At 75.6% G+C, this 12,743-nt stretch carries 6 protein-coding genes; all 6 read left to right on the plus strand.

Annotated elements, in window-relative coordinates; all coding sequences use genetic code 11:
• Nucleotides 1-163 precede the first annotated feature (163 nt).
• The 6 genes from IG64_RS31935 (at nucleotide 164) to IG64_RS31960 (ending at nucleotide 12,737) form a co-directional block, all read left to right on the plus strand.
• Nucleotides 164-3,829, plus strand: coding sequence for an FHA domain-containing protein (locus tag IG64_RS31935; RefSeq protein ID WP_037862586.1), 3,666 nt, complete (start codon nucleotides 164-166; stop codon nucleotides 3,827-3,829).
• 202 nt (nucleotides 3,830-4,031) lie between these two features.
• Nucleotides 4,032-5,486 carry an ABC transporter substrate-binding protein gene (locus IG64_RS31940; protein WP_234438679.1) on the plus strand — a complete coding sequence of 485 codons (1,455 nt, stop codon included), beginning with the start codon at nucleotides 4,032-4,034 and terminating at the stop codon, nucleotides 5,484-5,486.
• Nucleotides 5,487-5,493: 7 nt separating this feature from the next.
• Entirely contained in the window at nucleotides 5,494-6,846 is a 1,353-nt protein-coding gene (locus IG64_RS31945; RefSeq protein ID WP_420710025.1) for a carbohydrate ABC transporter permease, read from the plus strand.
• Nucleotides 6,847-6,934: 88 nt separating this feature from the next.
• A complete protein-coding gene (locus IG64_RS31950; RefSeq protein ID WP_037862588.1) occupies nucleotides 6,935-7,846 on the plus strand; it encodes a carbohydrate ABC transporter permease in 912 nt (303 codons plus the stop codon).
• Between the two features lie 171 nt (nucleotides 7,847-8,017).
• On the plus strand, nucleotides 8,018-10,366 hold the full coding sequence (locus tag IG64_RS31955; RefSeq protein ID WP_037862590.1) for a bifunctional glycosyltransferase/CDP-glycerol:glycerophosphate glycerophosphotransferase: 2,349 nt from the start codon (nucleotides 8,018-8,020) through the stop codon (nucleotides 10,364-10,366).
• A gap of 82 nt (nucleotides 10,367-10,448) precedes the next feature.
• A complete protein-coding gene (locus IG64_RS31960) occupies nucleotides 10,449-12,737 on the plus strand; it encodes a CDP-glycerol glycerophosphotransferase family protein (protein ID WP_037862591.1) in 2,289 nt (762 codons plus the stop codon).
• Nucleotides 12,738-12,743: the final 6 nt, after the last annotated feature.

Consider the following 12,743-nt stretch of genomic DNA (forward strand, 5'->3'; position numbering starts at 1 on the left):
GGTGGGCGGCGGGCAGGGTGTCGGTGGCAGGTGCGAGGATGCCTGCAGTACTGGCCGACGTGCCCGTGCGGCGGTGGGGGGAATGTCCGCGGTTGGGGGGCCGCGGAGCGGCATCGTCCCCTCCGGTTCGCGGGCGCCCGCGCAGAAGGGACCGCTGACGGCGATGCAGATCCGGCTGACCGTCGTAGACCCGCTGGGCCCGCCCACCCCCACGGCCCGGGGCCGCGCCGCGAGCCGTGACGTGCTGGTCACGGCGCCCGCGGGGACGGCCCTCGCCGCGGTGGCCTCCGCCCTCGCCGCCGCGGTCGCCGGGGACGCCGGGGCCGCCGAGCGGCCCGGCCGGGAGCCCGGCGCCGGCCCGGTGGTGCTGTACGCGGGTGCGGAGCGGCTGGACGCCCAGCGCTGCACGCTCGGCGAGCCCCCGCTGCTGGACGGCGCGGTGCTGTCCCTGGGCGCCCCCGCCCAACCCGAGGCGCACCCCGAGCTGGACGAGGCCCCGACCCAGCTGCACGTGATCGCGGGCCCGGACGCGGGCGGTGTCCACCTGCTGCACGGCGGCCAGATCACGGTCGGCCGTTCCGCCGACGCCGACGTCCCGCTCGACGACCCCGACGTCTCCCGCGTGCACTGCGCGGTGACCGTGGCCCCCGACGGCCGGGTCTCGGTCGCCGACCTCGGCTCCACCAACGGCACCGCGCTGGACGGCCGGCCCGTGGACCGCCCGGTCCGCTTCGCCCCGGGCGCGCTGCTGCGCATCGGCGAGTCGGTGCTGCGCCTGACCCCGTCCGCGGGCCCGGCGGCCCGCAGGGAGACGGCCCCGGACGGCGAGGGCCACGCCCGGCTCGCGGGCCCCGCCCCCACGGACGCGCGGAGCGGCGGCCACCGCCCGGCAACGGGATCCTGGGACCGTACGGAACCGGAAGCCCCCCGCCACCCGGGTGCGGAGGCGGAAGCCTTCCGGGACGCAGGACCGGGCGCCGGTTCAGGCTCCGGTCCGGGCGCGGCGACCGTGGCGGGGACCGGCACCGCCGCCTGGTCCGCCGGACAGGTCCCGGGGGCGGCGGCCCCGCACACCTGGGAGCGCGGACCGGCCGGCGCCCCCGCCGTACCCCCGCAGGGCCGCGCACCGCGGATCGAGAGCCGGGGCGGCGACACCCACGCGGGCCGGTCCGGAGTCGCCGGCTACCCCGGTGCCGCACCGGACCGGGACGGCTCCTCCGACGGCGGCGGGCGCAAGGGCACGCCCGTGCGGGGGACGGACGTGCCCCAGGCACTGCGCAGGCGCGGCGGGCTCGGCGCGTGGGCGCGGCGGCTGGCCGGCGGGCGCGGCGAGGCCGCGGCCCGTGGCGAGGCGTACGACGACACGGCGGCGGACGCGCCGGACGGGACCGCGCCCGGGCCCTGGGCGACGCCCCGGTCGCCTGAGACGTGGCCGGACCCGGCGGCGCTGCTGCTGACCGCGCTGGGTCCCGGCCCCCGGCTGTGGGAGCGCGGTCCGGGACACCCCGAGGCGCTGACGGTGCGCCTGGGCACCGCCGACCGCCCCGCGCCCGACGGCTCCGGACGGCTGCTGCCCGCGGTCCCGGTGACGGCTGACCTGCGCGAGGTGGGGGCGCTGGGCCTGGCCGGACCACGCGCCCGCCTGTCCGGGCTGGCCCGCGCGGTGCTGGCCCAGCTCGCCGCGCTGCACTCCCCCGACGCCCTGGAGATCGTGCTGCTCAGCACGGACCGCGCCCGTCCGGCACAGGAGCGGACGGCGGAGTGGTCCTGGCTCGGCTGGCTCCCCCATCTGCGGCCGGGCCACGGCCAGGACTGCCGGCTGCTCCTGGCCTACGACCGCGAGCAGGCCGCGGCCCGCACCGGCGAACTCCTGCGCCGCCTGGAGGACCACCTGGCGGACACCCGTGCCCCGGAGCCCGCGGCGATCCGCGCGGACCGCACCGAAGGCACCGCACCGGGCGGTGCACCGGGCGCCGGCGACGGGCCGGCCGCGCCGCACCCCGCCGGGGCCGTCCCCGCACCCGCCCCCGCGTCCGCCCACCGCCCCTCCTGGGCGCGTGAGGAGACGGCGTCCGGTCCGGCCGGCGGCTTCGCGGGTCCGTACACCGTGGTCGTCGTCGACGGCGACCCCGGCGGCACCGCCGTGCGCGACGCGGTGGCCCGGCTGGCGCAGGAGGGTCCCCGCGCGGGGATCCACGTGATCTGCCTGGCGGAGGCGGCGGCCGCCACCGCGCCCGCGGTGCCGCAGGCCCACCAGGGGACGTACGAGAGGCCGTACGAGGAGCCCTACGAGGCCGCGCACGGCGGGCAGCCGCACCGAGGGGCGCACGGAGAGCCGTACCAAGGGGCCTACGAATACGAAGAGGCGTACGAGGCGGCGTGCGCGGCCTCGCCGGTGTTCCGGGAGTGCGGCGCCGTCGCGCTGCTCGGCGGTGACGTGGCGACCGCGCTGCGGCTGATGCGCGTCGCCCGCTCCGGCGGCCGGGCGCGGCGGCCCGTGGCCCCGGGCACCGTGGCCGTCGTCGACGCGGTGTCCCCGGCGTGGGCCGAGCGGTTCGCGCGGGCGCTGGCACCGCTGCGGTCGGCGGAGACAGCGGCCGGGAACCGGCCGGCGCGGGTGTCGGCGCCGCTGCCGCTGTCGGCGCGGCTGCTGGACGAACTGGGGCTGGCCCGCGCCACCCCGGCCTCGTTGCAGGCCCGCTGGGCGGACGCGGCCGACGACGCCACGGCCCTCGGCGGCCGGGCCTGGGCGATACTCGGGGCCGGTCCGCGCGGACCGGTCTGCGCCGACCTCGTGGCCGACGGGCCGCACCTGCTGGTCGAGGGGCCGGCGGGCAGCGGCCGTACGGAACTGCTGCGTTCGGTGGTGGCGTCGCTGGCCGCCGCCGAGCGCCCGGACCGCCTGGGCATCGTGCTGGTGGACGGCCGGGACGGCACCGGCACCGCCGGCGGGCCCGGGGAGGGTCTGCGGGTGTGTACGGACGTACCGCACGTGACGACGCACCTCACCGCCAACGACCCGGTGCGGATGCGGGAGTTCGCCCAGTCGCTGAGCGCCGAGCTGAAGCGGCGGGCCGAGCTGCTGGGGCTGGCGGACTTCGCCGAGTGGCACGGGCGGCGGGGGCTGTCCGGCCGGGTCGTCGCCCAGCGCTCCGGGCCGCCGGGCCCGGGGAGCGGCCCGGCGACGGGAGCGGGCGCGGACGACATCGACACCCCGCCCAGCTCCACACTGCGGCTGCGGCCCGCGGCGGCGCGGGCCCGGACCGAGGCGGCACCCCCGCTGCCCCGGCTCGTCGTGGTCGTGGACGACCTGGACGCCCTGGTCTCCCCGGCGCTGGGTTCGCCCGGCCGGCCCGCCGCCGGGTCCGTGATACGCGCGCTGGAGGCGGTGGCCCGGGACGGCGAGCGGCTCGGCGTCCACCTGGTGGCGGCCACCGCCCCGGGAGGCCGTACGGCGCAGACGGAACCGGTCCGCCGGGCCTCGCTGCGCGTCGTCCTCGACCCGCCGGAGTCCGGGCCCGGGGCGGCCGGGCCGCTGGAGCGGCCGGGCGGCGCCGGCGGCCGGCCGGCGCCGGGGCGGGGCCGGCTGACCGCCGCCGACGGCCGGGTGACGCCGTTCCAGGGCGGCCGGGTCACGGGCCGCATCCCGCGGACGGCGACCCAGCGCCCCACGGTGGTGCCGCTGGAGTGGCAGCGCATGGGCGACCCGCCCACCCGCCGTTCGGTGCGCGAGCTGGGCAACGGCCCGACGGATCTGGCCCTGCTGGCGAGCGCGTTGGAGCGGGCGGCGCGGGAGGTGGCCGCGGCCCGGGTGCCGTCCCTGATCTGAGGGCCGCCCCGGTGCCGTCCGGTGCCGCGCCGAGCCGTGCGCGTCCCGCTCCCGGACCGCCGCCCTGACGCTCCGTCACGACCTCATCACGATCACGGGGTTGAGGCGGGGGGCGCTCTTGCCGACATCCGGACCCCGGCGTAGGACAGTGCAGCACGGGACAGCGCTCGGACGTTCGACGAGTACGAAGAACGGGGCAGTGATGCACAGCAGGCGCAGCACCATCCGGACAGACAGACCCATCAGCCCGGCGGGAACCGGCAGACCCGCGCGGCCCGCCGGGGCCGGCCGTGCGGCCAGGGCGGCGGCGGTCCTCGCCGCCGGCGCACTGGCCCTCTCCCTGACCGCGTGCGGCGGTTCGGGCGACGACAAGAAGGCCGACGGTCCGAGCAGCAGTGGCACCGGCGGGGACGCGGGCAGCGGCGCGACCGTCACCCTGCCCAAGCTGGACGGCGCGTCCCTGGAGGTCGCCGCCGTCTGGACGGGTGCCGAGCAGGCCAACTTCAAGAAGGTCCTCGCGGAGTTCACCAGGCGCACCGGCGCCAAGGTCACCTTCGTCCCCGCGCAGGACCCGATCATCAACTTCCTCGGTTCGAAGATCGCGGGCGGTCAGCCGCCGGACGTGGCGCTGCTCCCGCAGCCGGGCGCCATCAAGCAGGCCGTGGACAAGAAGTGGGCCAAACCGCTCGGCCCCGAGGCGCAGGCGCAGCTCGCCAAGAACTACTCGCAGGGCTGGCAGGACATCGGCAAGGTCGGCGGCAAGCAGTACGGCGCCTACTACAAGGCCGCCAACAAGTCGCTGATCTGGTACAACGCCAAGGTCCTGGAGGGTGCGGGGGCGAGCGAGCCCAAGACGTGGAAGGACCTGCTGACCACCGCGCAGGCGGTCTACGACTCCGGGGTCACCCCGTTCTCGGTCGGCGGCGCCGACGGCTGGACGCTGACCGACTGGTTCGAGAACGTCTACCTGTCCCAGGCGGGCCCCCAGAAGTACGACCAGCTCGCCCAGCACAAGATCAAGTGGACGGATCCGTCGGTCAAGCAGGCGCTCACCACGCTCGCGCAGATCTGGTCCAAGAAGGACTACATCGCGGGCGGTCAGAGCGGCGCGCTCCAGGTCGAGTTCCCGGCCTCCGTCACCCAGACCTTCACCGGCGGCGACCAGCCGAAGGCCGCCATGGTCTACGAGGGCGACTTCGCGCAGGTCAACATCGGTGAGACCAAGGCGAAGGTGGGCACCGACGCGAAGGTGTTCCCGTTCCCGGCCGTGGGCGCCACCGCGCCGGTGGTCTCCGGCGGCGACGCGGCGGTGATCCTCAAGGACTCCAAGGCGGCGCAGGCCCTGGTGACGTTCCTGGCCTCGCCGGACGCGGCGACGATCCAGGCGAAGCTCGGCGGCTACCTGTCCCCGAACAAGAACGTCCCGGAGTCGGCGTACCCGAACGAGGTGCAGCGCAAGATCGCCAAGGCGCTGATCGGGTCCGGCGACGACTTCCGCTTCGACATGTCCGACCAGGCCCCGCAGGCCTTCGGCGGCACCCCCGGCAAGGGCGAGTGGAAGGACCTCCAGGACTTCCTGAAGAACCCCTCGGACGTCGCGGGCACCCAGGCGAAGCTGGAGAAGGACGCCGCGGCGGCCTACGGCGGCGGAAGCTGACCCGGCGATGACGTCGGCAGCCGCGGAGGGTGCCGCCGCACGGACGGCGCCGCCCTCCTCCCCTTCCCCGCGCAAGAGCGTGACCGGCACCCGCAGGACCGTGGCGGTCCTCTTCCTGCTGCCCGCCCTGGTGCTGCTCGGCGCGCTCGTGGTCTACCCGATCGGGTACTCCCTCGTCCGCAGCTTCTACGACTCCTCCGGCCACGGCTTCACGGGGTTCGACAACTACAAGGCCCTGTTCACCGACGACGGCATCCGCACCGCGCTGAAGAACAACGTCATCTGGGTGGTGGTCGCGCCCGCGGTCGCCACCGCGCTCGGCCTGATCTTCGCGGTGCTGACCGAACGGGTGCGCTGGGGCACGGCGTTCAAGCTGGTCGTCTTCATGCCGATGGCGATCTCGATGCTGGCGGCCGGGATCATCTTCCGGCTGGTGTACGACCAGGACCCGGACAAGGGCGTCGCCAACGCGGTGTGGGTCGGCGTCCACGACACGTTCGCGCAGTCGTCGGCGTTCCCGAAGGCCCACCCGGGCCGGAACTCGCCGCTCAAGCCCGACCACGGCGGCTTCCTCACCACGAGCCCGGTGCACACGGGCCAGTCGGTGGCGCTGCCGCTGGTCGGCGTCGCCCCCGACCGGATGCCGGACGGTGCGAAGAAGGCCGCCCCGGCACCGGCCGAGCCGGGGAAGGTCACCGGCACCACCTGGCAGGACTTCACGCGCGGCAAGGGCGTCGGCCGGCTCGGCGCGGTGGACCCGTCCGAGCAGGGCTACGCCGGGATGCGGATCGAGGCGGTCAAGGACGGCAAGGTGGTGGCCGGCACGAAGGCCGCCTCCGACGGCACGTTCACGCTGCCCGCCTCGGCCGACGGGGCGCTGCTGCGGCTGCCCGCGAGCAACTTCAAGGAGCCGTACAACGGCGTCGACTGGCTCGGTCCCTCGCTGGTCACCCCGGCCGTCATCGGCGCCTACGTGTGGATGTGGGCCGGGTTCGCGATGGTGCTGATCGCGGCGGGGCTCGCGGGCGTGCCGCGGGAGCTGCTGGAGGCGGCCCGCGTGGACGGTGCGAGCGAATGGCAGGTGTTCCGCAGGATCACCGTGCCGCTGCTCGCCCCGGTGCTCGCGGTCGTCGCGGTCACCCTGATGATCAACGTGCTGAAGATCTTCGACCTGGTCTTCATCATCGCCCCCGGCTCCTCGCAGGACGACGCCAACGTGCTCGCCCTGGAGCTGTACCGCAAGGGCTTCTCGGAGGGCCGCCCGGGCGTGGCCAGCGCGATCTCGGTGTTCCTCCTGCTGCTGGTGATCCCGGTGATGGTGTTCAACATGCGGCGGCTGCGGCGGGAGGTGCGGCGATGAGGGGGCCTCACGCTCACTGCCGGGGGTCCGGGGGGCGCCCCCCGGATGGACACAGCGACATGCGGCGGCTGCGGCGGGAGGTGCGGCGATGACGACCGAGGCCGTCACGAAGGCGCGGGCGGTGCCCGCGGCGCGGCCCGCCGGGGCCCGGCAGCCGCTCGGCTCCCGGCTCGCGGAGATCGCCGGCGGGGGCCTGGTCCGGGTGTTCCTGATCCTGGTGGGCCTGTTCTGGCTGGTGCCGACGATCGGCCTGCTGCTGTCGTCGCTGCGCTCACCGCAGGACATGAGCACCGGCGGCTGGTGGACGGTGTTCACCAAGCCCTCGCAGCTCACCTTCGACAGCTACCAGAAGCTGCTGGAGAACGGCGACATCACCAACTCCCTCCTGAACACCGTCCTGATCACGGTCCCCGCGACCGTGCTCGTCGTGGTGGTCGGCTCGCTGGCGGCCTACGCGTTCGCGTGGATGGAGTTCCCGGGCCGCGACTGGTGGTTCCTGGCCGTGGTCGGCCTGCTGGTCGTGCCCGTGCAGGTGGCGCTCATCCCCATCGCCGAACTGTTCGGCAAGCTGGGCCTGTTCGGCACCATCTTCGGGGTGATCCTGTTCCACACCGGCTACGGCCTGCCGTTCGCGGTGTTCCTGCTGCGGAACTTCTTCGCGGAGATCCCGCGCGAGCTGCTGGAGGCCGCCCGCCTCGACGGCGCCGGTGAACTGCGCCTGTTCGCACGGGTGGTGATGCCGCTGGGCGGTCCCGCCATCGCGAGCCTGGGCATCTTCCAGTTCCTGTGGGTGTGGAACGACATGCTCGTCGCGCTGGTGTTCACCAAGTCCGGCACCCAGCCGATCACGGTGGCCCTGCAGACGCAGGTACGGCAGTTCGGCAACAACGTCGACGTCCTGGCGCCGGGCGCGTTCATCTCGATGGTGATCCCGCTGGCCGTGTTCTTCGCCTTCCAGCGGCAGTTCGTCTCCGGCGTGATGGCGGGCGCCGTCAAGTAGCCGCCGCGCACGCGGCGGACCACGCGCCCCTGGGGGCGGACCGACACCGGTCCGCCCCCTTCCGTTCACCCACGATCCCCCATATGCCGTAGCGAACCGTAACCAATTCACCCCATCGGCCGTTTCCGGGCACGGCAGCACCGACCGCCCGCGCGACCCTTGGATGCCCCGTTGCCCAGGTTCAGTGTCATCGTCCCCGTGTACCGCGTTCAGGCGTATCTGCACGAGTGCCTGGAGTCGGTGCTCACCCAGTCCTTCATGGACCTCGAACTGGTGGCCGTCGACGACTGCTCACCGGACGCCTGCGGGGAGATCATCGACGAGTTCGCGGCCCGCGACCCGCGCGTGCGCGCCGTCCACCTGAGCGAGAACCGGGGTCTGGGCGCCGCCCGCAACGCGGGGATGGCACAGGCCAGTGGCGAGTACCTGCTCTTCCTGGACAGCGACGACACCCTCACCCCGGACGCGCTGTGGGCGATCGCGGCCCGGCTGAAGGAGACCGGCGACCCGGACCTCCTGGTCTACGACTTCGCCCGCACCGACTGGACCGGCCGGGCCGTCCGCGACGACGTCACCGGCCCGCTGAGCCAGGACGGCCCGGCCCCCTTCCGGCTGGCCGACCGCCCCGGGCTGCTCAGGGTGCTGATGGTCGCCTGGAACAAGGCCTACCGCCGGGACTTCGTGCGGCGCGAGGGCCTCGCCTTCCCGGACGGCTACTACGAGGACACGCCCTGGACGTACCCGGCGCTGCTGGCGGCCGGGTCGATCGCCACCCTGGACCGGGTGTGCGTGCACTACCGGCAGCGGCGGCGGGGCAGCATCCTGGGCACCACCAGCCGCCGGCACTTCGACGTCTTCGCGCAGTACGACCGGGTGTTCGCGTTCCTGGACCGGCGGCCCGACCTGGCCTGCTGGCGGCCGGTGCTGTTCCGCCGCATGATCGACCACTTCACCACCGTCTTCACCCGCCCCGGCCGGCTGCCGCGCGGCTGCCGCGCCGAGTTCCTGCGCCGGGCCCGCACGTACTACCGCCGCTACCGCTGCCCGGGCGCCCGGCCGGGTCCGCGCCCCCGGCTGCGGCACGCCCTGGTCCGCCTCGGCCTGCACCGCACGTTCCGCCTGCTGCGGCTGGCGATGACCCTGCGCCGCCGGGCCGCGAAGACCGTGCTCACCGCGCTGCTGGCGCTGCGGGCCGCCCTGCTCCGGGCGCACTACCGGATCCAGCTGTGCCTGCCGCTGCGCGAGGACCGGGCGGTGTTCGCCGCCTACTGGGGGCGCGGGCACGGCTGCAACCCGGGCGCGCTGGAGGCGGCGTTCCGCGAGTTCGCGCCGCACATCCGCACGGCGTGGGCCGCCCGCCCGGGCCACCACGGCACCCTCCCGCCCGGCACCCGCCCGCTGACCTGGGGAACGGCGGCGTACTGGACGGCGCTGGCCCGCTCCAAGTACCTGGTGAACAACGTCAACTTCGACCGCCGCCTGGTCAAGCGGCGCGGCCAGGTGTTCGTGCAGACCCAGCACGGCACGCCGCTCAAGCACATGGGCCTGGACCTTCAGGAGCGGCCCGCGGCGGCCCGCGGCATGGACTTCGCCGAACTGCTGCGGGGCGTCGACAAGTGGGACTACGTCCTGTCGGCCAACCGGCACACCACCCTGACCTGGGAACGCGTCTACCCCGGCCGCTACACCACGCTGGAGTACGGCTACCCGCGCAACGACGTCTTCCAGCGGGCGACCCCGCAGGACGTGGCGGCGCTGCGCGCGTCGCTGGGCGTCCCGGACGACGCGGTCGCGCTGCTGTACGCGCCGACCCACCGCGACTACCGCCGCACCCAGCGCCCCGCTCTGGACCTGGAGCGCCTCGCCCGGCGGCTCGGCCCGCGCTTCGTCGTCCTGGCCCGCGCCCACTACTCCCAGGACGGCCCGCTCACCCGCGCGCACGACGGTCCCGTTCCGGACGGCCCCGCCACGCACGCACCGGAGGCACCGGACCAGGGCGCTGCCGTGCCGGGCGGCCGGGTCATCGACGTCAGCGCGCACCCGAGCGTCGAGTCCCTGTGCCTGGCCTCCGACGTCCTGCTCACCGACTACTCGTCGATCATGTTCGACTACGCCGGCCTGGACCGCCCGATCGTCGTGTACGCCGACGACTGGGAGGCGTACGAGGCGGCCCGCGGCACCTACTTCGACGTCCGCGCCCACCCGCCCGGCGCCGTCGCCCGCACCCCGGACGAACTGGTCGGCATCCTCACCGGCGGCCACTGGTGCGGCTCCCGCTCCGCCCGGTCGCGGGCCGCCTTCCGCGAGCGGTTCTGCCCCTACGACGACGGACGCGCCGCCGAACGGGTGGTGCGCCACGTGGTGCTCGGCCAGACCGACGAGGCGTCCGGGCTGCCGCCCGTCGTGCCGCTCGCCGAGCGCCGCCCGGTGCCGTCGCGGGCCGCCACCGCCCAGGCCCCCTCCCGGCTGGCCACCGTGCCCCCGCCCGCGGGCCCGCAGAGCGTCACCGAGAAGCACTGACCGGCGAGAGCCCGCGACGAGAGTCCGCGGTCACCGGCCGCGACCTGAGCCACCGACCAAGAGCCCCCGAAGGAAGAGCCGCATGCCGCGCTTCAGCATCATCGTCCCGTCCCACGGTGTGGCGGGCCGGCTGTCCCTGGCGCTGGACTCCGTCCTCGCCCAGTCCTACGGCGACTTCGAGCTGATCCCGGTCTGCGACGGACCCGGTGCCCCGGCCGCCGACGTGGCCGCCGCGCACGCCCGGCGGGACTCACGGGTGCGGCCGGTGCACTCGCCGCCGTCCGCCGGGCTGGGCGGCGCGCGCAACGCGGGGACGGCCGCCGCGACCGGCGCCTACCTGCTGTTCCTGGACGGCGACGACGTCCTCGTACCGGGCGCGCTGACCGCGCTGGCCGGGCGTCTGGCGCAGACCGGCGACGTCGACGCGCTGTACTTCGAGCACGAGCGGACGCCCTGGTGGCAGGGGCTGCCCCGGCCCGCGGACCCGCCCGGGGCCCTTCCCGGCGGCCTGCCCGCCGGTCTTCCCGACCCGCTGCCCGAGCACGCCTTCGCGCCCGCCGGCGCTCCCCGGCTGACCGGTGTCCGGCTGCCCGCGTGGAGCGCCGCCTACCGCCGTGCCTTCGTGACCGGCCACCGGCTCGCCTTCCCGCCCGGGCACCACACCGACCTCGCCTGGGGCGGCCAGGTCGTGCTGGCCGCCGAGCGGATCGCGGTCCTGCGCCGGGTCGTCGTACGGCACCTGCTGCGCCGGCAGGGCAGCCGGCTCGAACTCCCGGGCGAGCACCATTTCGACCTCCTCGACCAGTCGGAACGGGTGCTCGTCCGGGCCCGCGAACAGGGCCTGTCCGCGGAACGGTTCGCGGCGCTGTTCGCACAGGTCATGGAGGTCGTGACGGAGACGGCCCGGCACCCGGCGCGGGTGCCCGCGGGCCGCCGCCGCGCCTTCTTCGACCGGGCCCGTCTGCTGGACCGCCACCACCGCCCGGCCGGGTTCCGCCCGCCCGCCGGCCACCCCGGTCTGCCGCACCGGCTGCCCGCGCCCCTGGCCCACCCGGTCTTCCGCGTGCGCGGTGCCGCCGCCCGGGCCGCCGGGCGGGCCGCACGGGCGGGCGCCGGCGCCGCGTCCGGGCTGCGCGCCGTGCGCACGCGCCTCGCCTACCGGTGGCACCTGCGCCGGCCGCTCGACGACGACCTCGTCGTGTACTGCGCGTACTGGGGCCGCGGTTACGCCTGCAACCCGGCCGCCCTGCACGCCAGGGCCCTGGAACTCGCCCCGCACCTGCGGGCGGTGTTCCTGGTCGAACCCGGCCACGAGCACACCCTGCCCGAGGGCGTCGACCACGCGCTGATCGGCAGCCCCCGCGCCTGGAAGGTGCTGGCCCGCGCCAAGTACCTGGTGAACAACGCCAACTTCGCCGACGCCGTCGTCAAGCGGCCCGGCAGCGTGCACGTCCAGACCCAGCACGGCACCCCGCTGAAGACGATGGGCTGCGACCAGTCGACGTACCCGGTCGTCGCGGCGCAGTCGGGCAGCTTCACCGGACTGCTGCGGCGCGTGGACCGCTGGGACCACAACCTCTCCTCCAACCGGCACTCCACCGAGGTGTGGGAGCGGGCCTTCCCCGGCGCGTACGAGACCCTGGAGTACGGCTATCCGCGCAACGACCTCCTGCTGACGGCCGGTGCCGAGGACGTGGCCCGCGTCCGCCGCGCGCTGGGCGTGCCCGAGGGGGCGACGGCCGTCCTGTACGCCCCCACCCACCGCGACCACCACACCGGTTTCGAACCCGGCCTGGACCTGGAGGAGTTCTGCGCGGCGGCCGGCGACGACGTCGTCGTCCTGCTGCGCGCCCACTACTTCTACGACCGGGGCGGCCGCGCCGGCAGCGGGCGGGTCATCGACGTGACCGCGCACCGCTCCACCGAGGAGGTGTGCCTGGCCGCCGACGCGCTGGTCACCGACTACTCGTCGATCATGTTCGACTACGCCAACCTGGACCGCCCGATCGTCGTGTACGCCGACGACTGGGACGTGTACCGCCAGACGCGGGGCGTCTGCTTCGACCTGCTCGCGAGCCCGCCGGGCCCGGTGGCGCGCACGCCCGGGGAACTGGCGGCCCTCTTCCGCGACGGCTCCTTCGCGGGGGCCCGGTCGGCGGCGCTGCGGGCGGTGTTCCGGGAGCGGTTCTGCCAGTTCGACGACGGCCGGGCCGCCGAACGCGTCGTGCGCCGGGTGTTCCTCGGTGAGCCCGAGGCGGCGCTGCCGCCGGTGATCCCCCTCGCTGCCCGTGTCCCGGCCCCGGCCGCCGTGCCCTTCACCAGGACCGGCGTGCCCCCCGTACGGTCCGCCGCCCCCTTCGTGAGGAGCTGACGAGAG

The sequence above is a fragment of the Streptomyces sp. NRRL S-340 genome, from assembly GCF_000720185.1.
In the GTDB taxonomy this organism is placed as follows: Bacteria; Actinomycetota; Actinomycetes; order Streptomycetales; family Streptomycetaceae; genus Streptomyces.